Source organism: Mojavia sp. (assembly GCF_059505145.1).
This window is the reverse complement of sequence record NZ_JCACKA010000063.1, coordinates 328,155-348,947: the sequence shown is the minus strand read 5'-3', so window position 1 is coordinate 348,947 and position 20,793 is coordinate 328,155. Positions and strand designations below refer to the sequence as shown.

Here is a 20,793-nt window from a genome sequence, read left to right as displayed (position 1 = left end):
ATTGTTAATTTTGTAATTTGTCGCTCAAAAGTTGAGATTTCTTAAGTTGTTCTTTACATTTCGCTATGTTCAAACCATTATCAAGCAGGATGAGAAGGACAGGAAGTATGCTCAAGCAGGGCACTTCATTTGTACAAGCAGCCAAATTCTTGGGTATAGATCAAACTACTCTATACATGGCTCTGCAAAAAGGACAAATTCCCACCAGCAGACGAAATGGGCGAACTGTAATTACTCAAGGCGCGTTAATGGACTACAAAGCCAGAACTCGGACTACCTTATAGGCAGTTCGCTCATTTAAGTCATTAACACTTCAAATACAAAACTGTGTGCTGTGATGCACTGTGTTCGATTGTTATTTCGCTACCAGGCTAAAACATACCTTTGTTCACCAATAGCAATTTTCTGAGTACAAAATTGCTGTTATCATAGTACAATTGTATTAATAGATAATTGCTGTCAATTCGCGTTCCAGAGTCAATCCCTCAGCTAGCCACTGGGGGATTTTTGTTTTAAGGTAATAGCTTTAGAGCAATTCTCTAAATTACAGCGATTTTCACTTGAGTAGACCAAACGCGTAGAGGCAATATATTATGCCCGACTCTCCATATATCTCACTTTAACTGTTACATAAGTGTAATCTTATGCGGAGTCATGCAGATTTAGGTAAGACAGCAGATAAAAAATTAATAAGCATAGACGTGCAGAATCTTGTCGACAGATATTACCAAAACGGGATACTATATTTCAGAATTCATCCTACGCAAGCCTTGATATTATGCCTAGTGTTGAACCTGATCAAACCAGAGAGCATCGCATCGAAACAGAAATAATTGTCGATGCTGAAGACAAAGAGGATCGGGCGATGGGTTGGTATTACTACCTAGACGATACTCTGAACTTCCCGTTTATGGCTAAGTGGACGAAGAAGGGACGCAAATCGTCACCATCGCAAGAGAAACAAGTCGAAGTTTTGGGAATGGCACCTGATGATGAGTGCTTAAAAGATATGTTTGTGGAAGTAGTTTATCCGGAGGGTACGGATGAAGATGTGTTTACTGCGCGGCTATCGGAACTAGAAGCAATTGATGCTGATAGCGAAACCCAAGAAGCACTTGCGGATTGGCAATATTGGCTTGCCAGAGGCTACAAATTTTAAAAGTTAAAAGTTTAGCTAATTTGAATTTTAGGATAATTGCCGAATGATGCGGCAAGGGTTGCCCGCAGCAACAACATTTTCTGGTATGTCTTTGACAACTACACTACCAGCACCAATACTAGTATTGTCGCCAATTGTTACACCTGGACAAATAATTGCACTGCCGCCAATCCAGACATTATTGCCAATTTTAATTGGGGCAGCTAGTTCCTTACCAGAAAGACGAATTTCTGGTTCTATAGGATGGTAGGCAGTATATATTTGCACATAAGGAGCGCACAATACATTATCACCAATATGAACTGTATTGCAGTCTAAAATTACACAGCCATAGTTCATATATAATCCGTCGCCAGCGTAAATATTATTGCCATAGTCGCAGTGAAATGGTGGGACAATTGATGTTTTTTGTCCTACCTTTGCGAATAATTCTTGCAAGAGTTGCGATCGCAGTTCTTGCTGTTCTTCAGTAGTAGCATTATACATTCTTAAAAGACGACTAGCTCGCTTGTTCTCACTAACCAATTCAGGATCATTGGCAATGTATAACTCGCCTGACAGCATTTTCTGCTTTTCTGTTCTTTCCATAACAAAATATTTATAGGAATCAGATTTTAAAATAAGGGAGAAATTTATTTGTCTCTATAACTAAAGTCAGGGACTTGTAGCTTTAATCACAAATTACGAATTAGTAATTATAGAGTTTCAGAGAGTTATTGCCTAAGTCCTAAAACAGTAAAGTGGGCATTGCCCACTTTACCCAATTTATCCTTTCACGCACATAACTTGCTTGAGTGTTGCTACAACTTCGACCAAATCGGCTTGATTCTCCATTACTTGGTCTATTGGCTTGTAAGCACCAGGAATTTCATCTAAAACGCCACTATCTTTACGGCATTCTACGCCCTTGGTTTGCTCAATTAAATCATCAAGTGTGTAGAGGTTTTTCGCCTTATTTCTAGACAATAAACGCCCCGCACCATGACTGCAAGAGCAGAAGCTGTGGACATTACCTTTACCTTTAACGATGAAAGATTTTGTCCCCATTGAACCGGGGATAATGCCATAGTCTTCAGTTTGCGCGCGCACTGCACCCTTACGCGTAACGTACACATCTTCGCCAAAATGTACTTCTTTTTCGGCGTAATTATGATGGCAATTTACCTGCAATAAAGGTTTAATTGACTTGCCACCCGCTAAATGTTTCTCAATTATCCGCTTAAATCGTGCCATCATTACATCGCGGTTGACACGGGCATAATCCTGCGCCCACTGCAAATCACGCCAGTATGCTTGAAATTCAGGTGTACCAGCTACAAAGTGAGCTAAATCTGAATCGGGCAAGTGATTACCTGCCATCTTCGCTAACTCTTTGGCTGTATTAATATGGCACTGAGCAAGATTATTACCGATATTGCGTGAACCAGAGTGCAGCATCAGCCAAACTTGGTTCTCTGTATCTAGGCAAACTTCAATAAAATGATTTCCTCCACCGAGAGAACCCATCTGTTTCATCGCTTTACCTTTTAAGTCTTGCACCCCTCGATGCAAGTCTTTGAAATCAGCCCAGCGTTGCCAGTTGGTAACAGATTTTTCAACGTCTTTATTTTCGTTGAAACCAGTAGGAATTGCTGCTTCAATATCCAAGCGAATTTTCTTCAGCTTGCCTTCTAGTTGTTCACCAGTAAATGACGTTTTGATGGCGCACATTCCACAGTTATGAACAAATACCCCAGCTGTTAGCGCGAAGTTATGGTATTCCGGCACTGTTAGACAGTAAACATCTTCGGTGTAGTTTAAAGGTAGTACTGCTACAACTTTGTGATTGCATTGGTGTTCTTTCCTCCGGTGGTTATGCAGTCCAATTGGAGTTTTCACTTCTGCACCACAAATTTCACAGGTGTAGTATCGGTTTGCAATCTCCTGAGACTTTACTCTGCCTTTGTCGCTTTTGTTGTATTCAACTAGATATTGCTTACCCCGATGACCATTACCTGCGATCGCATTTCTAAAATGTTCTGGCTGCTGTTCCATATACCGAAGGATGTTCTTAGTTCCTCGTTCAGCATAGTACTGGTATCCTTCTAGAGTTTTTGCTTTCTCAGCAAGCGAGGTAACTCTTTTATGTTCAAATTCTGGTGAGTGCCAGTGTTGATTACACTCTATTAAAGAACGGTGGTAAGCAGAATGATCGCGATTGCCCATGAACTCAAGATTCTCTGGTCGATTATCAGATTCATTAAAGTTCCGGTGATAAATTATTGTTCTCTGTCCCTCAATCTTGGGAATCTCACCAAGTAACCCAGATCTGGCAATAATCCAGTGTGCTTTTTGCCATCTACTAGAATAAGGTTGAGCAATCAAGGTATAGCCATCTTTGTCAATTTGTGAGTAGAAGGGCATCAAAGAAGTCCCAGGCTGAAGCAATTCAGCTTCTTTGTAGGTTCCATCCCGAAGCATAAATTGATGGTCTGGAGTACAGGTAATTTCTCGACCATTATCTAGAATTACTTTTACTAGTGGAGCATTTCGTCTGGTTAACCTGGCAGTTGCTTTAGCAGCTACAATTTTTCCTCTGGGAGTGCAAGCATAAACAATGAACTCCTGATCTTGTTCTGCTAGGTTTTGGATGGTATAGGACTGACCATCCACTAGAGGAATTAGGGTATCTCCCGTGAAGCAACCAATATCCACACCGACAGCAGCAGGTATAATTGCTTCTTTTGTGGCTAGTACAGAACCGACTAAAGCACCTTTACCTAAGTGAACATCTGGCATCAATGCTACGTGCTTAAATACAAATGGCAGTGATGCTACATTCTTTGCCATTTTGGTTTCTTCTGCCCCCAATGGGTGATTTGCCCAAGACAGGACTGGTGCTGGCGTAGTAATTTCTAACTTTTCGTAGGGCATAATTTTCTCTATTTTGAATTTTTATGGTTAATTTTGGAATATTGCGCGAAATTACGCATATTTTTGCTAAATAGCAGTATTATTTTATTTTTTGCATGATATTTCTGTTAGCTTCTGAAATTTTTGTGAGGCTAAAGGAATACTGCCAGGTTGGAGATTTTGTATTACAAGCATACTACAAAAGAATTACGAGCGTCAACCAAAGGCTGAAGTATATTCTCTAGCGATCGCCTGAGAGGAAAAAGCAGATTTCGCAGGAATACATTAAAATTTGTAAAGAATATTACTGTGGTTGCAATAGCTCATCCACATCTGGCTCAATCCTATGGCGGTTCCTCAAAATCCAATCTGGGAAAATTTATTATCCCCTGTAGTACGTCTTTTAATCGATGAAGAGGGGTTAGAACGTTATGCTCTGAGTATTGACTGGGAGAAACAGAGCGATCGCTTCCGACGAGCTGATGTTGCAATACCCTATTACTACAGTAACTACAAATTTCGGGGGATGGAGGGTGGATATCTCAACCCGAAGGTAGTAGTTTCCTACGATCCAATTATCCAGTACCTTTTGCCTCCCAATGAAACCCTAGTACGTCAGGCTTTAATTGATGCGATTAAAGTACAGCCACGACGCATACTTGACTTGGGTTGTGGTACAGGTTCTACTACCTTAATGCTCAAACAAGCTTTTCCCCAAGCAGAAGTCATAGGACTAGATTTATCCCCTTATATGTTGGTAAGGGCAGAACATAAAGCCACAAGTACTGGTTTAGACATACTCTGGCGACATGGCAATGCAGAGAAAACAGCGTTTCCTAATGCTTCTTTTGATTTAGTAACAGCTTCTTTACTATTTCGGGAAATCCCAGCTGCCGTATCCCAAGCAATTTTGCAAGAATGCTTCCGGTTGCTGGTAGTTGGTGGACAAGTATTAATTTTAGATGGTAATCAAAGGGGTCTACGTCAGCTGGAATGGCTGAATGATGTTATTGAAGAGCCATATCTCCGTGAGTATGCCACTCTCAATGTGGATGAGAGTATGAGCAAAGCGGGATTTGAAGCATTGCTAAGCCATGATATTTGGTGGTTACATCAGATAACTAGCGGCATCAAACCGATTTCTAAAGAAGATGTAACTAGCCAAAAAAAAGTTCGGCATTACGTGTCAAAATCTACAGATATCACAGTGGATCATGATTTAGAGGGACTTGGTTCCCCAGCTTTTGGCATAAGAGCATGAGTTTAAAGGCAGTTTTATTTGATTTTAATGGTGTCATCATCAACGATGAACGAATTCACCTACAGTTGATAGACGAGATTCTTGTTGAGGAAAATCTCCAGCCCCAACGGGCAAACGAGCGCCAAGCTTCTTTAGGACGCAGCGATCGCGCTTGTTTTCAACAACTGCTGGCTAATCGCAGCCGTATCGTCACTGAAGAATATGTAACTCAGTTGCTCAACCGAAAGGCAGAAAAATATGTGCTGGAACTAGAGAAAATCGAAAAATTGCCTTTGTATCCAGGTTTAGACGACTTGATATTTCAGCTGCGATCGCGAAGCATCTCCACAGGAGATTCGCGCAATTTAAAACTAGGATTAGTCAGTGGTGCGATTCGCAAAGAAATAGACTTAGTACTTAACCGTGCCAAGCTGGCGGAACATTTTAAAGTCATAGTAGCAGGAGATGATATCAACACCAGCAAACCAGAACCAGATGGTTATCTCTTGGCAGTAGAACGCCTGAATCGAGAATATCCCGATTTAAACTTGCAACCACAAGAGTGTTTGGCAATTGAAGATACCCCAGCCGGCATCCAAGCGGCAAAACGAGCGCAAATGCAGGTAGTTGGTGTAGCGAATACTTACCCATTTCATATGCTCCAGCGTTGCTGTAACTGGACTGTAGATTATCTTAGTGACTTGGAACTTGAACGAGTGCAGGAAGTTTATTCTCAGAAACAGCCTCAGCCATCGGTAACTGAATGTTAGAATACTCTATGGTGATCAGGTATTGAGCTAGCGAGTGATATTTATCATAACTCAGCACTCAACACTGATTAAGGGGAATTAGCTCAGCTGGTAGAGCGCTGCGATCGCACCGCAGAGGTCATCGGTTCAAATCCGTTATTCTCCATCTGTCCATTAAATAATTGTTGTCAGTTTTAATTAGAGGTTTTAACTGGTGAGCAAATTTAACTTTTGATTCTGCAACACTATGAATAAAAAATACTAACATTTGATACTTATCAAACAATAACTTTTATAAGTTACTCTAGGTATTTTAAAAACAACCATGTGGAAAAAATGTAAATGCAGTAGAAAATAAATGCAGAAGATTAGATATAAAAGTTATAAAAAAGTATAGTTACGCTTTGATAAGTTTTTAACCAAATGGGTTGCACATCATTTACGATTCAATTATTTTACGTTAGCACAATACAGTAAAAAATAATTTTGGTATGCTTCAATGTGGGCAAAGCTTAGAAATTGGCTTTGGCAAACCCGTAGTTTATGGATAATCACTCCTAGCGTGACCGGATTGATTATCTTACTGCGTTTCTCTGGTGTACTTCAGTTTTTGGAATGGGCAGCATTTGATCAATATATGCGTTTACGCCCCCAAGAACCACTTGACGATCGCGTTGTAATTGTTGGTATTGATGAACAAGATTTACATGAAATTGTCGGACAAGACTACATACCAGACAAAATCCTGGCTCAGTTACTAGTAAAACTACAAGCAAAACAGCCTAGAGCCATTGGAGTTGATATTTACCGCGATTTACCTGTAGAACCAGGACACGCAGAGCTAGTCAAAGTTTATCAAAAAGCTACGAATATAATTGGCATTCAGCAAGTGACTGGTGCAGATGTTCCTCCATCACCCGTGTTGAAAGCTAAAGGTCAAGTAGGTGGTAATGGTTTAATTTTGGATGCAGATGCCAAAGTCCGACGCGGCTTTTTGTCTGTAAGCGATCGCAAGAACAAAAAGCTTTGGAGCTTTGGAATGCTTTTAGCTTTAAATTATTTGCAAAAAGAAGGAATTAGTTCTCCAAATATTGAGTCGTCAACTTATCAATTGGGAAAAAAATTATTTCCGGCTTTTGCAGCTAATGATGGCGGTTATGTGCGAGCTAATGCTAGCAAATACCAAATTTTGCTTAACTATCGGGGGCCGAAAAGGTACTTTCAATCGGTTTCGATGGCAGATATATTAAAAGACCGTGTACCATCAGATTGGGGACGCGATCGCATCATCTTAATTGGTAACTTTGGCGAAATTTTTGAGGATTTTGTTTTCTCTCCCTTCAATAGTGGTTTTCCTTTGGGGATAGAAAGAACGCCAAGGGTAGAAATCCATGCTAATCTCATCAGCCAAATTCTCAGCACTGTACTTGATGGGCGTCCCTTAATCAAAACTTTGCCTGAACTATGGGAATGGCTGTGGATTTTGTTATGGTCTGGAGTGGGTGCTAATCTGATTTGGCAATTGCGATACACTGGCGGACTGAGCAAGCTTTCATTTCATAAGGTTGTAGCTCCTTTTCTCGCAGCGATCGCTTTAATTGGTATGACTTTTTTAGCTTTTTTAGGAGGCTGGTGGATACCAGTTGTACCACCATTATTAGCTCTGGTCGGAAGTGCGATCGCGGTAACTGCTTACCTAGCTAAAACTGCAGGAGCAATTCGCAAAACCTTTGGTCGTTACTTAACTACTGAAGTAGTTGCCAATTTATTAGAAAGTCCTGAAGGGCTCAAATTAGGAGGTGAGCGACGCAAGATTACTATCCTCACCTCTGATTTGCGCGGATTCACGGCCGTATCTGAACGCTTACCCGCTGAAGAAGTAATTAAAATCATCAATCTCTACTTGGGATACATGGCTGATGTGATTACCCAGCACCAAGGAACTATTGATGAATTCATGGGGGATGGTATCTTGGTTCTTTTTGGCGCTCCCACCGTTAGAGAAGACGACGCCACCAGAGCGATCGCTTGCGCTGTGGCTATGCAGTTAGCTATGGAGCCTGTTAACAAAACCATGCAACAATTAGGATTACCTCATCTCGAAATGGGTATTGGCATTAATACTGGTGAAGTTGTGGTAGGCAACATTGGCTCTGAGAAACGTACTAAATATGGTATTGTTGGCGACCAAGTTAATCTCACCTATCGCATCGAATCATATACCGTTGGGGGACAAATTTTCGTTTCAGAATCAACTTTAAAAGAGGTAGGCTCATTACTTAGAATTGATGGGCAACAAGTGGTACAGCCAAAAGGTGTACATCAGCCACTCACAATTTATCAAATTGGCGGTATTGGTGGAAAATATAACTTTTACCTGCCTAAAGAGGAAGAAATATTTTTGACTTTACCTGAAGCATTGCCGTTGCAATATACAGCTTTAGATGGCAAACATATTGATAACATCATGATGAAGGGAAGACTAATCAAGCTTTCGTCAAAGGGGGCTGAAATCTGCATTTATCAAGATGGAGTATCTAAGATTTTAGCACCTTTAACTAATCTCAAGCTGAACCTAATTGTGCCTAATGCCTCTGCACAATTTAGTGAAGACATCTATGGTAAAATTTTGGCACAATCAACATCAGATAGTTTTGTTATTCGCTTTACAAATCAACCGCCAGCAGTCGAGAAACAGTTAAGCGCACTCTACAACTCAATCAAGGTGTTGCACAATAAACAGAGAACTTAATGTTGAAATCTCCACTAAGTTTATGTACCAATTTTACCCGTAAGTTTTTTCTGATTCTATGATCTAAACTGCTGAGGCTAGTATAGGGGTCAAGCTAATAACTGTACATATTACTTTAAGGCTATCCTAACTGGCTTTTGACAACTGTTTATAGTATCTATCTTCCGTCAGTTGTTTAGTGCAACTATCTAAGATATATCAGTTAAAGAACAAGTAATAATTCCGTTTCCCCGTTGAGTGCTGTTTCAAAGTTGATCGAAAGCAACGATTCATACATGGAAGATACAGATAAAACTAAAGAGCAGCTTTTAGATGAAATAGCACAATTACGCGAACGGGTTCAGGCACTTGAAGTATCAGAGAACGAGAGCAGAGAACGAGAACAGGAACTTAGTGAGCAATTTTTACAAGAGCAGAAAGCTCGATTACAGGCACAGCGATCGCTGCAAGCTACCAATCAAAAATTAATTGATATTTTTGAAAGTTTACCAGATGCCTTGATTTGTGTAGATACCGAATGGCGCTACACCATTGTTAACAGCCATGCAGAAGTGCTTTTGGGCAAGTCTCGCTCAGAACTTTTGGGTAGAAGTGCTTGGGATGTGTTTCCTTCCCTAATCGGCACACAGGCTTATACCCTTTACCACAAAGCAATGACGGAACAAATACCTATTGAGTACGAAGATTTTTGTTCCGAGTTAAACAAGTGGTTTGCAATTCGTATCAAGCCATTGCCAACAGGCCTATCAACGTATTTTCGAGACATTACAAAACGTAAGCAAGCAGAGGCGGAGCGCGATCGCCTACTGGAACTTGAACAGACAGCACGATTAGAGGCAAAGTCACAACACAGACGACTCAAGGAAATTTTTGTGCAGCTACCTGCGTTGTTTGCTGTCTTAACAGGCCCAGAGCAGGTGATCGAGTTTGCTAATCCAACCTTTCTCAGGGTTACAGGGCGATCGGAAGATATTATCGGTAAAACCGACCGTGAGGCTTTTCCAGAAATGGAAGGTCAGATATACTTCGATGTTCACGATCATGTGTACCGCACAGGTGAAACAATCAGATATGACGAATGCCTATCGCGCTGGGATGCCGAAGGAAACGGAAATCTAGTTGAAGGCTTTTTCAATTTTGTTTATCTACCCTTGAGGAATGCTGAAGGGGAAATTGAAGGCATTCTTACTCATGGAATTGATGTAACGGCTCAGGTTCGGGCACGGCAGCAAATCGAAGGCTTACTAGAGGAATTAAAGCAGAAAGAAGAACAGTTACAACAGGTGACTAATGCAATACCTGCCTTAATTTCCTTTATTGATGTCAATGGTTGTTACCGCTATAACAATCGAGCTTACGAGGAATGGTTTGGGCGTCCCTGCGCGGAATTCTATGGTCTACACTTACGAGAAGTGTTAGGTGAAGCTTCTTGGGAGAGTATTCGTCCTTATGTTGCAGCAGCATTAACAGGGCACCGGGTAAGTTTTGAGTGCGAAGTTACCTATCCGGCAGTGGGAAAGCGCTACATCAGTGCAACCTACATCCCTCACTTTAGCGAACAAGGCGATGTCACAGGCTTTGTGGCCTTGATTCAGGACATCAGCGAACAACAAGCTGCGCTCCGCGAACGCAAGCAAGCAGAAGCAGCTTTACAACAGAGTAATGAAAAATTAGCACTACTTGCTGAAGTCGCTAGTGACCTACTCTTACACGAGCAGCCGCAAACCTTCATTAACAACTTGTTCAAAAAACTCTCTGCCCATCTAAAGCTGGAATTTTACTTCAACTATTTGGTAGAACAAAAACAACAACGTTTGCGATTACATGCTTATGGTGGGATATCCCAGCAAGTTGCTGAGAAAATTGAGTGGTTGGAGTTAGGTCAAGCAATATGTGGAATGGTTGCATTGATCAAACAGCCGATGGTTGCAGAAAATATCCAGCAATCAACCGACCTAAGTACTGAACTGATTCGGTCTTTAGGAATTAAAGCTTATGCTTGTTACCCTTTAGTTTCTCAAGGGCAGTTTATTGGCACTCTCTCCTTTGGTACCCGCGATCGCTCTTGCTTTCAGCTAAGTGAGTTATCCCTAATGCATACAGTTTGCGACCAAGTTGCCACAGCTTTAGAACGTGCCCGTTTGGTTGCAGAGTTACAGCAGCGAGCTGAGGAGTTAGCCCAAGCCAACCGGATTAAGGATGAATTCTTGGCTGTTTTATCTCATGAGTTGCGATCGCCCCTCAACCCGATTCTCGGCTGGTCAAGACTACTCCAAACTCGTAAGTTGGATGAGGTCAAGATGGCGCAAGCCCTGGCAACCATCGAACGCAATGCCAAGTTACAATCGGAACTGATTGAAGATTTGCTGGATGTTTCTCGCATTCTCCAAGGTAAGCTCAGTCTTAATGTTTCTCCAGTCAATCTGATATCAACCATTCAAGCGGCTATTGAAACAGTGCATCTAGCTGCGGAAGCCAAATCTATTAACATCGAAAAAACTCTCGCTCCCCAGTTGAGTCCAGTCTTGGGTGATGCAAACCGCTTACAGCAAGTTGTCTGGAATCTCCTCTCCAATGCGGTGAAGTTCACACCAACAGGAGGTAGTGTAGCAGTACGATTGGAGTACGTTGGCAATCAAGCTCTCATTACTGTGAGCGACACTGGTAGAGGCATCCATCCTGAGTTTCTGCCTCATGTGTTTGAATACTTCCGTCAAGCTGATAGTACGACCACACGCAAGTTTGGCGGATTAGGTTTAGGGCTAGCGATCGCCCGTCACTTGGTCGAACTTCATGGCGGAACGGTGCAAGTAACAAGTCCAGGCGAGGGATTAGGGGCCACCTTTACCGTGAGCCTGCCACTCATGTCCACTCAATCACCGACCGATCAGGATGGTGAACTAACAAAGCAATCCTGCGATCTCGATGGTATCCAGGTTTTGGTAGTAGATGATGATACTGATACGCGAGAGTTTGTGGCCTTTTTGTTAAAACAGTCTGGGGCAAGGGTATTAACAGCGACTTCAGCAACCGAAGCACTTGCTATTTTAATTGAATCGCAGCCAGATGTGCTGTTGAGCGATATTGGGATGCCAGAAATTAATGGTTATATGTTAATGAAGCAAGTGAGAACTTTACCACCAGAGCAGGGAGGGCAAATTCCGGCGATCGCCCTAACTGCTTATGCTGGAGAAATTCATCAGCAGCAAGCTTTTGAAGTAGGGTTTCAAAAGCATTTGACTAAGCCAGTTGAACCCGATGAGTTAGTACAAGCAATTTTGACACTGATTCAACGTTGATAAACGCGCTATAAATCAATACAGTTCAGTTTTAAAACTGCCTAAAGCACAAGCGATCGCTAATGATTTATTATTATGTTTTATTAATTATTGCTAGTTTTGCAAAATACAGTTCCCCCATGAGTTATCGGGCACAACGCCCGTTTTGCAACGCCACTTCCTACCCTGCCTTAAGCCACCCTCCGGGTGTCTACAAGTCTGGCGACCGAACGGAGTGGCTCCCCTACCCGTGTATTTCATTTACCTGAAATATGCTGTAATATCATGTCCGTTTAAATAACCGTCATTGCGATCGAAGGGAAGCAACCCCAAAAACTTTGCGATTGCGTCGTTTCACTTCGTTCCACTCGCAATGACATATTCAGGGTGATTTGCCGGACATCATATAAATTACAGAAAAATTCCTTTTTTATTTCTATAAAATAGTTTTTAAACAGCCAATTATTAGCACTAAAGTTCCAATTAATGAACCAATTGCACCAAGCATATTGCCTATATAAACAACTTTATTTTGGCTAGGCCCCTCAATAGAAAGACCGCGATGGCCTACCCAAGCACCGTAAGGTAAAGCAATAGCAAATCCATATCCTGAAACCACAGACGACCACACCAAAACCGAGCTAAATACAGGGTTTAATTCCAAATTGGATAAGACAGCAGAAAATGCAATCATTGTGGTTCCACCCATTGATAAACCGGAATGTGCTACACGCCATCCCCTGGCAATATTTTCATCTTGCTTTTTGGTGATAGCATAACCATATGGAATACCTGATAATAAGCCAATAAGTAGAACTATGGCTCCATGCAGTGTTAATTGAATAGCTAATGAATTCATTTTTCAATTTTTCTAAAGGTATTTCTTAAAAGCTAAGGTGACATTGTGACCGCCAAATGCATAAGAATTTGACAGTGCTACCTCAACTTTGTGAGTGCGATAGTAATGAGGTACATAATCTAAATCACAGGCTGGATCGGGATTTTCTAAATTGATAGTAGGCGGAATTTGGTCATTTGCTACTGCCATAACTGTGGCGATCGCTTCAATTCCACCTGCACCACCTAATAAATGTCCTGTCATTGATTTGGTGGAGCTAATAGGCACTTTGTAGGCGTACTCACCCAAAGCTTTTTTAATCGCAGCGGTTTCTGTAGAATCATTCACCGCGGTACTAGTGCCGTGAGCATTGATGTAACTAACTTGATTTGGATCAATCCCAGCATCTTTGAGTGCAAATCTAATAGCTCTGGCGGCTCCTTCACCAGATGGATCTGGTGATGTCATATGGTAAGCATCACTAGTCATGCCATAACCGACGATCTCAGCATAGATTTTTGCACCACGACTCTTGGCGTGTTCCAGTTCTTCTAACAATAAAATCCCTGCACCTTCACCCATAACAAATCCATCGCGATCGCGGTCGAAAGGACGCGAGGCACGAGTAGGATCGTTATTACGTCTAGACACAGCCCGCGCAGCTGCAAATCCAGCAATAGAAAGTGGTGTAATAGCTGCTTCTGTACCACCACAAATCATTGCTTGGGCATCCCCCCGTTGAATCAACTGAAAAGCGTCACCCACAGCATGAGCGCCAGCAGTACAAGAAGTTACTGTACAAGAGTTAGGGCCTTTTGCTCCCGTATAAATGGCTGTGAATCCCGCAGCCATATTTGCAACCATCATCGGGATCATAAACGGGCTACAACGGTCTGGCCCTTTACTCAGGTATACCGCTTGCTGCTCTTCCAAAACCTTAATCCCGCCAATGCCAGAACCAATAATTACACCAATTTGTTCTGCATTCAGTTCGTTGATTACAAACTTGGCATCAGTCAGTGCCTGCTGACTGGCTGCGATCGCAAACTGCACAAAGCGATCTGTGCGTTTGACATCCTTGCGTTCTAAATAATCAAGCGGATTAAATCCCTTGACTTCTCCAGCAATTTGACAGGCATGATTAGAAGCATCAAATAAAGTAATGGAACTAATACCACTACACCCCTGAAGAAGATTTTGCCAATAACCTGTTACAGTATTGCCCACAGGAGTAATAGCTCCTAAACCTGTGACGACTACTCGCTTTAATTCCACATTAGGCATATTCAAATCTCACACTTAATATTGTTAATTTGGACAATTCAAAGTTCTTGAGCTACTTGCTGGTAATCTAAATATTTATGCTGTAATTCCTCTGGAACTGCTACAGGGCGCCCATTTTCTAAACTTACAAATGCACCTTTTTGTGTAGCTACTGCTGCTATAACATTGTTAGCCAATATTTCTGCTTCCACAGTCCACTTCAACCGCCCTAATTTGCTTAACCATAAACGGCCAATAACTTGGTCAATTAGTTTAACAGGACGTTTATACTCAATCTCAGTACTGGCAATAATAGGTGCATACCCTTGCTCAATTTGTTTATCAAGGGGTAAATGTTCATTTAAGAACTTTAACCGTAAATCTTCTAGCCATCTAATATAAACTATGTTGTTAACAATGCCAGCAAAATCAATATCGTAAGTCCTCACAGGGATGGCAAGCTGTAATTCTAATGGTCTGTGCAAGTTGTAAGTTATTGTCATAATTTTTCCTGAAATTACAAAAGCGACCGACTGGCCTGTTTATTGACAAAAAAATATGTAACTCCAAGTTGGGATTACAACATATTTTTAGGCAAAGTAGATTTATTTACCCCATTCTTTTTTAAAGCTGACTTCCTATGTATTGATTCAGATGGTTAATTGCTCTTTGCATATGAATCGAATCTCCGTATAGCTTGCTCATCATCATGGCTCCTTCTAAAGTTGCAATTATGATGGTGGCGACTTCATCAGCATCAACCCCAGAGCGAATTTCACCTCTAACAATTCCTTTTTCAATAATTAGGCAAATAAGTTGACGCCATGAGTCCATCCCTTGTTGAGCGCGTTCCCGTAATGCTGGATGAGCATCATCACTCTCAACAGCAGTATTCAGTAGGGGACAGCCTCCTTTAATAGGTGGGTTATCTACAAAGTTGCTAAATACTCCAATAATTGCTTGAAGGCGTTCAAGTGCATGACGTTTACTACGCAATGCAGCTCTAGTATGCTGGCTAACGCAGGCGATCGCAAAGTCAAAAGCTTGTAGTGCTAACTCATCTTTACTTTGGAAGTGATTGTAAATTCCTCCTTTCTGCAATCCAGTAACACGCATGATGTCTGAAATCGACGAGCCAGCATACCCTTGTTGATTAAACAGTTCCGCTGCTTGTTGGAGAATTTTTGCTTTGGTTTCTTCGCCTTTAGACATTACTGACTTTCCGACCGTTTGGTCTGATTGAGTTTAACATGATCAATATTTGAGAATCAAGGGTTTTGTCCTAGATATGTGAGACTACACCCATATTGAGCAGTGCGATCTAACCTCTTGGCTCTGACTACAACAGTGCAATAAAATCTTCAACGCTCAAGTCTACTTGCCGGATGATTGCACGTAAAGTACCTCTGTCTAGCTCATCGTGATTTGGCACAGTGACAGTTGTTTTAGGCTCCTCACGAACTAAAATGATATGACTCCCCGTTGTCGAGTCACAATAAAGCCAATTTTCTCCAAAGCTTTAATGCATTGTGCGCCTGAGACAACAGATAACTACTCATACTAGAACGGTTTCTACTCTATCGTCTGGAACAGGTTCACCCCGGTCTTGCAAAACTTCGATGTTTGCTAAAGCTTCCTCATGTGTTTTCCCTTAACTAATACAACCTGGTAAACTTGGGACTTCAACAATAAAATATCCGTCTTCACCAGGGTAAAGCAACACTTTACGCTTTGATTTGACCTGAGTTTGTGCCACATTCATTGCTCAACATCTGCTTGGTTGCTTTATCCAAATGCTAGCATTTGCTTTTAAGTAAACAATTAAGCTAGTGGTAACTCTCGAAACAGAACGGCTGCTTCTACGAATGTTCCGCGAGCAAGATTTCGATGATTATGCTGCGATATTTAGCGATCCTGAAGTAACCCGCTATCTTGGCGATGGCGAACCCTTGTCACGCTTTGCAGCTTGGCGCAGCTTGGCTGTAATGGTCGGACACTGGCAACTGCGAGGCTATGGAATGTGGGCGGTTGAAGAACGCCACAGTGGAGTTTTGGTTGGTCGTATCGGTTTTTTTTACCCTGAAGGCTGGCCTGGATTTGAAATTGGCTGGACATTGAAGCGTGCTTATTGGGGATTAGGTTACGCAACTGAAGGAGCAAAAGCAGCACTGAATTATGGTTTTAGTGAGCTAGGGCAGGAGCATATCATCAGCTTAATTTATCCTGATAACATCAGATCTATTCAAGTCGCTAAACGCTTAGGGGAGCAACTCGAAGGGAAGACCACAGTGTTTGGTAGAGAAGCTTTAGTTTATGGCATCCACCGCGAAGCGTGGAATGCAACCTAAGATATTGAGCAGATGGATACAAGCCGCTAGTGAGTATAAAATTCGCAATTATTTCAATTTTGTAAACTTTATAAATATTTTGTTACAATATTTATATATAAGTTCACAAAAGGTCACGCCTATGCGCTACGCCAATAAAGAAGGGAAGACCTCAACCTTGATCATTGTCTGCTGATAGCTTCTTTATAGAGGCAAAAGTTTATATCAGCGAACCAGTGGTAATGCATTTCCACTCATAAGGAGAAATCACAGCATTAGCACATCATCATAGTAATTTCTAATTTAATTTTTTTGACATAGGAACCAGAATGAATCAGCCTATCAAATTATCTTTGGAACAAGAATTTAGTATCCGTTGCTTTGCCGACCAAGTGCAGCAGATGTCCCGTGAACAAGCCCAAGAGTTCTTGCTCATATTACATAAGCAAATGATAGTCCAGGAAACAACATACCAGCAATTGCTGAAACATGAGTGGAGATTAGATTCAGATGCAGTATCTGGGTAAAATTAAGTCAGCTATACAATTGGTTCTTGCTCATGTTGAGTCGTCGGGATGCTGCCTGGGATTTAGCGATTTACGACCGAGATAACCAATTAATCCTAGTTGTCGAAGTCAAGAACAAAATTAATGCCTTAGCAGATTGGGCAGCACAGCTTCGTCGCAATATTCTTGCACACGGAATTTTTCCAAAAGCTCCTTACTTTTTAATGGTATTTCCAGATCGGTTTTACTTGTGGAGTAATGTTGCTGCACAGTTAGATCAAAGTGAGCCAACTTACACCATAGATGCGTGTTCTATTCTTCAACCTTACTTTGAACAAGCTGGGGTATCTGCTAATCAAATAAATCCTCAGAGTCTGGAACTGATCGTTGCATCCTGGCTTAGTGAAGTTATTCACTCTGAGAAACTTCCTGAACAAATTGATTCATCTGAGCAATGGCTGATTGAGTCAGGACTGTATCCTGCAATAGCCGGAGGTCATTTCGACCACGAGGCTGTTGCGTGAATATTTACGTTGAAACTAATTTTGTTTTGGAACTGGTCTTTCAACAAGAACAGTTTGCAAGTTGTGAACAAATTCTGCAACTTTGCGAAGCAGGGCAGGCACAGATGATCATACCAGCATATAGTCTGGCTGAACCTCATGAAAAACTAACTCGTCAGGCAAAGAGCCGTAGGGATCTACAACAAATTCTCAATAATGAATTACGACAACTAGCACGCACAGCATCATACACAACCAGAATTAACAGTATCCGAGATATTGAAAGTTTGTTAGTTCAAAGTAGCGGGGAGGAAAGGCAAAGATTTGTGGACTATCGGGAGCGATTTTTGAAGAGTGCAGAAGTAATTGCGCTGACGGTTAATATTCTTAGTGAGGCAGCAAATATGAAGATCCTTACGATTTAGGCCCACAAGATGCTCTTGTCTATTCATCAGTAATCGCTCATCTTCGACAGCATAAACCTCAACTAGCGTGTTTCCTCAATCGCAACTCCAAAGATTTTGACAGCCCAGATATTGTCAATGCATTAAATAGCTTGAATTGCAGAATGATATCATGTCCATTCAAATAACCGTCATTGCGACCGTAGGGAAGCAATCCCAAAAACATTGCGATTGCGTCGTTTCACTTCGTTCCACTCGCAATGACATTAGGGGTGATTTGCCGGACGTGATATGATACCACGCTTTGATAATGGCTATGATTTTATTAAATCGCAATTGCTGTAGTAAGATTGCACCTTCGAGCTAACCTTGAGCTTGTTAGATGCTTAGTTGACCTTGATTGCTTAGTCAAGAAGCTATTAATATTATTAATGCTAAAGATAAGCTTTGTGCTGCTTACTAATAATCACAGGTGAGTTGCTTTGGTAAGCTGACTGTCACTTTAGTTCCTTGCCCCATTTGGCTGAACAAAGTAATGCTACCACCATGTAATTCTACACAAGATTTGGCGATCGCTAGTCCTAAGCCTGTCCCAGGAATAGTACCAACATTACTGCCTCGGCTGAAGGATTTAAATAAGTTTTTTTGATCTGCGATCGGTATACCAATGCCCTCATCTTTGATGTAAAACATCACTTCTGAGTCTGTACCGATGAGGTGAAATTCTACATTGCCTCCATGGGGAGAATACTTAAGAGCATTAGACATTAAATTTACAAATATTTGCTGTAAAAGCCCGCGATCGCCCCACAAGTATGTGTTATTTCCAGTAGTTTTAAAAATCAATTGATAGCGATCGCTGACTGTTTCTCGCTCTTGTTCTATGAGGTCGCAGAAAAATTGCAACAAATCGAGGGGGATTGGCTTAAACTTGGTTTTGTCCAGCTCAAATTGGTTAACTACCAGCATATTATCCACAAGTTTGGACATTGACCTTGCTTTCTGCTCAATAATTCCCAGTAGCCTTTGTTGTTTAGACTCATCCAATCGATGGCTGTGTTGTATGAGAGTGGATGCAGCAGCCAGTATTGAAGTTAACGGCGTGCGATATTCATGGGAAACCGTCGCCACGATTTTAGATTTAAATGCATTAAGTTGCTTTTCCTTGACAAGAGCTGCTTGAGTTTGGGCTAGCAATTCAGCTTGTTGGATGGCGATCGCTAGTTGCACTGATACTTCGTTGAGTATTTCCACCTCATCAGATTGCCATTGTCGCTCTCCTGAACTATGGTGGGCAATCAATAAGCCCCAAAGCTTGTCTTTGCGCTTCTCATGGGTACTCAAATTAATCGGAACTACCAAATTTGCCTTTGTATTAAATTGCTCTAACAAGTTGGGGTAACAATTATCCAAGCCAGCCTCGTAGACATCAGAGATTGGTAATTTACATCCCCAATGATGGTCTTCGCCTCCTACCTGATGGCAGACATCTTGGATGTTATTGCACAGTGCTATAGTCTGGTATGAATCAACTGAAGAGGCGACAGTTTTACCGCCTATATCTGGCGCGAATTGATACACCATGACGCGATTGCACTTCAGCAGTTGCTGTACCTCGGCTACAGCAGTATTCAAAATTTGCTCCAGATCCAGAGACTGACGAATTCGTAAAGCAGTCGTAGCAATTAAGCGCTGTCGTTCTCGATTTTTACACAGTTGGGCCTGCAAGCATGATTGCTTGATCGCATTGCGGACAGCTAATTGCAGTACATCAGGCTTGAGATATTGCTTGACTAAATAATCTTGAGCTCCCTGCTTCATTGCTTGCACGGCAACCTCTTCATCACCACGCCCTGTCAACATAATTACGGGCACAGGTATTTCAAATATTTCCTGCTTCAGCTTATCGAAGAGCTCTAACCCACTCATATCAGGTAGGCAAAAATCGAGCAGAATCACATGACAGTGAATTTTCTGGCACAAAGCTAGCCCGTCTTCTGCACAATCTGCCTCCAAAATCTTGTAAGACTGGTGTGGATCTTTCAACAGATATCGACGATATATGTTCCGATCAGCTGCACAATCATCGATGATGAGTAGTGTCCATGTGTCCAGCATAGGATTTTCAGGATTAAGCCCTAATTTGATATTTTTTTGTCCAGTTCACGATTTCTTGCATAATTCTAAAAATAATCTAAAATAAATATAAAGGAAATCTAAAATTTAAATTTATTGCCGAAGCCTACCTAAATAACCACCTCAGCATTGAGCCGTCAGTCAGCAGTGAGAAGAGGAAGAAAATGGAAACGACAAATCTGGCAAAGATAACCAGATGCAGCAAATCAGGGAGGAAAAATGTCTCTATGTCCTCCAAGTTCCATTATTATCCTTGTTTTCCTACTCCCTCATCAACAGGTGATGCCCAAATTAATCTGAGACTGGCGGAATGTTGGTTTCAAGCCAATAGGCTACAAATGCCTGAATTGTCTTTTGCAGTTCTTGAGCATCCATCGGCTTGACTAAATAGCCATTTGCACCCTTTTGGTAACATAATTCAATATCCTTAGGGTTGGATGATGTGGTGAAAACAACGATAGGGATTTTTTTGAAACTTCTATCTTGCTTGAGCCGCTCTAGGATATCTCGACCGTCTATACCTGGCAAATTGAGGTCGAGAAGGATAATAGAGGGACGTGGTGGTAGATGAGAATTCTCGTTGTTCTCATTTCGATAGAGGAAGTCTAAAACCTCATCCCCATTAGTACAGCGATATATAGGGTTCTGGACAGCTAGCCGTCGCATGAGGCGTTGCAGCATCCTAAAATCTTCATTGCTGTCCTCAACAACCAGCAATGGTTCATGAAGTTTTGTCGCCATTAGTT

Annotated in this window: 19 protein-coding genes and 1 tRNA gene; 11 read left to right on the top strand and 9 right to left on the bottom strand. The window is 41.6% G+C overall.

The features are described 5' to 3' along the window. The first annotated feature begins 107 nt into the window (after nucleotides 1–107). Nucleotides 108–284: a helix-turn-helix domain-containing protein gene (locus tag AC5JL8_RS13825; protein WP_495880339.1), complete on the top strand. Its 177-nt coding sequence runs from the start codon at nucleotides 108–110 to the stop codon at nucleotides 282–284. A 494-nt stretch (nucleotides 285–778) separates the two neighbouring features. Beyond that, nucleotides 779–1,159 carry a calcium-binding protein gene (locus tag AC5JL8_RS13820; protein ID WP_495880338.1) on the top strand — a complete coding sequence of 127 codons (381 nt, stop codon included), beginning with the start codon at nucleotides 779–781 and terminating at the stop codon, nucleotides 1,157–1,159. Nucleotides 1,160–1,186: 27 nt separating this feature from the next. On the opposite strand, the gene AC5JL8_RS13815 is transcribed toward AC5JL8_RS13820, so the two are convergent. Next, complete coding sequence (locus AC5JL8_RS13815; protein ID WP_495880337.1) at nucleotides 1,187–1,747, bottom strand: sugar O-acetyltransferase; 561 nt, start codon at nucleotides 1,745–1,747, stop codon at nucleotides 1,187–1,189. A 177-nt stretch (nucleotides 1,748–1,924) separates the two neighbouring features. Further along, nucleotides 1,925–4,072: an intein-containing RctB family protein gene (locus AC5JL8_RS13810; protein WP_495880336.1), complete on the bottom strand. Its 2,148-nt coding sequence runs from the start codon at nucleotides 4,070–4,072 to the stop codon at nucleotides 1,925–1,927. Between the two features lie 325 nt (nucleotides 4,073–4,397). Here AC5JL8_RS13810 and AC5JL8_RS13805 point away from each other — a divergent pair, with 325 nt between their 5' ends. The 5 genes from AC5JL8_RS13805 (at nucleotide 4,398) to AC5JL8_RS13785 (ending at nucleotide 12,091) form a co-directional block, all read left to right on the top strand. After that, nucleotides 4,398–5,312, top strand: coding sequence for a class I SAM-dependent methyltransferase (locus AC5JL8_RS13805; RefSeq protein ID WP_495880335.1), 915 nt, complete (start codon nucleotides 4,398–4,400; stop codon nucleotides 5,310–5,312). Next, the gene (locus AC5JL8_RS13800; RefSeq protein ID WP_495880334.1) at nucleotides 5,309–6,061 is read left to right on the top strand and encodes an HAD family hydrolase; all 753 of its coding nucleotides are present in this window, start codon (nucleotides 5,309–5,311) and stop codon (nucleotides 6,059–6,061) included. The genes AC5JL8_RS13805 and AC5JL8_RS13800 overlap by 4 nt, the downstream gene beginning before the upstream one ends. 72 nt (nucleotides 6,062–6,133) lie before the next feature. Then, nucleotides 6,134–6,206: transfer RNA gene (locus tag AC5JL8_RS13795), tRNA-Ala, on the top strand. A 333-nt stretch (nucleotides 6,207–6,539) separates the two neighbouring features. Beyond that, the gene (locus AC5JL8_RS13790) at nucleotides 6,540–8,792 is read left to right on the top strand and encodes a CHASE2 domain-containing protein (RefSeq protein ID WP_495880333.1); all 2,253 of its coding nucleotides are present in this window, start codon (nucleotides 6,540–6,542) and stop codon (nucleotides 8,790–8,792) included. A 275-nt stretch (nucleotides 8,793–9,067) separates the two neighbouring features. Then, nucleotides 9,068–12,091 (top strand): PAS domain-containing hybrid sensor histidine kinase/response regulator, encoded by a 3,024-nt coding sequence (locus AC5JL8_RS13785; RefSeq protein WP_495880332.1) that lies wholly within the window; start codon nucleotides 9,068–9,070, stop codon nucleotides 12,089–12,091. A gap of 415 nt (nucleotides 12,092–12,506) precedes the next feature. Here AC5JL8_RS13785 and AC5JL8_RS13780 read toward each other — a convergent pair whose 3' ends face one another. From AC5JL8_RS13780 to AC5JL8_RS13760, 5 genes are all read right to left on the bottom strand, one after another. Continuing rightward, nucleotides 12,507–12,929 (bottom strand): styrene oxide isomerase, encoded by a 423-nt coding sequence (locus AC5JL8_RS13780; protein WP_495880331.1) that lies wholly within the window; start codon nucleotides 12,927–12,929, stop codon nucleotides 12,507–12,509. A gap of 12 nt (nucleotides 12,930–12,941) precedes the next feature. Continuing rightward, complete coding sequence (gene fabF / locus AC5JL8_RS13775) at nucleotides 12,942–14,192, bottom strand: beta-ketoacyl-ACP synthase II (protein ID WP_495880330.1); 1,251 nt, start codon at nucleotides 14,190–14,192, stop codon at nucleotides 12,942–12,944. Between the two features lie 38 nt (nucleotides 14,193–14,230). After that, complete coding sequence (locus tag AC5JL8_RS13770; protein WP_495880329.1) at nucleotides 14,231–14,674, bottom strand: acyl-CoA thioesterase; 444 nt, start codon at nucleotides 14,672–14,674, stop codon at nucleotides 14,231–14,233. Between the two features lie 121 nt (nucleotides 14,675–14,795). After that, complete coding sequence (locus AC5JL8_RS13765; protein ID WP_495880328.1) at nucleotides 14,796–15,383, bottom strand: TetR family transcriptional regulator C-terminal domain-containing protein; 588 nt, start codon at nucleotides 15,381–15,383, stop codon at nucleotides 14,796–14,798. A gap of 127 nt (nucleotides 15,384–15,510) precedes the next feature. Beyond that, entirely contained in the window at nucleotides 15,511–15,639 is a 129-nt protein-coding gene (locus tag AC5JL8_RS13760; RefSeq protein ID WP_495880499.1) for a type II toxin-antitoxin system HicA family toxin, read from the bottom strand. 361 nt (nucleotides 15,640–16,000) lie between these two features. Between AC5JL8_RS13760 and AC5JL8_RS13755 the strand changes: the two genes are divergently transcribed. The 4 genes from AC5JL8_RS13755 (at nucleotide 16,001) to AC5JL8_RS13740 (ending at nucleotide 17,932) form a co-directional block, all read left to right on the top strand. Beyond that, nucleotides 16,001–16,519 (top strand): GNAT family N-acetyltransferase, encoded by a 519-nt coding sequence (locus AC5JL8_RS13755; protein WP_495880327.1) that lies wholly within the window; start codon nucleotides 16,001–16,003, stop codon nucleotides 16,517–16,519. A gap of 308 nt (nucleotides 16,520–16,827) precedes the next feature. Continuing rightward, nucleotides 16,828–17,025 carry an NblA/ycf18 family protein gene (locus AC5JL8_RS13750; RefSeq protein ID WP_495880326.1) on the top strand — a complete coding sequence of 66 codons (198 nt, stop codon included), beginning with the start codon at nucleotides 16,828–16,830 and terminating at the stop codon, nucleotides 17,023–17,025. A 32-nt stretch (nucleotides 17,026–17,057) separates the two neighbouring features. Continuing rightward, nucleotides 17,058–17,528: a hypothetical protein gene (locus AC5JL8_RS13745; RefSeq protein ID WP_495880325.1), complete on the top strand. Its 471-nt coding sequence runs from the start codon at nucleotides 17,058–17,060 to the stop codon at nucleotides 17,526–17,528. Then, complete coding sequence (locus AC5JL8_RS13740; protein WP_495880324.1) at nucleotides 17,525–17,932, top strand: PIN domain-containing protein; 408 nt, start codon at nucleotides 17,525–17,527, stop codon at nucleotides 17,930–17,932. Before AC5JL8_RS13745 ends, AC5JL8_RS13740 begins: the two co-directional genes overlap by 4 nt. Before the next feature lie 438 nt (nucleotides 17,933–18,370). On the opposite strand, the gene AC5JL8_RS13735 is transcribed toward AC5JL8_RS13740, so the two are convergent. Next, the gene (locus AC5JL8_RS13735) at nucleotides 18,371–20,029 is read right to left on the bottom strand and encodes a GAF domain-containing sensor histidine kinase (RefSeq protein ID WP_495880323.1); all 1,659 of its coding nucleotides are present in this window, start codon (nucleotides 20,027–20,029) and stop codon (nucleotides 18,371–18,373) included. A gap of 309 nt (nucleotides 20,030–20,338) precedes the next feature. Continuing rightward, entirely contained in the window at nucleotides 20,339–20,788 is a 450-nt protein-coding gene (locus AC5JL8_RS13730; RefSeq protein ID WP_495880322.1) for a response regulator, read from the bottom strand. Nucleotides 20,789–20,793: the final 5 nt, after the last annotated feature.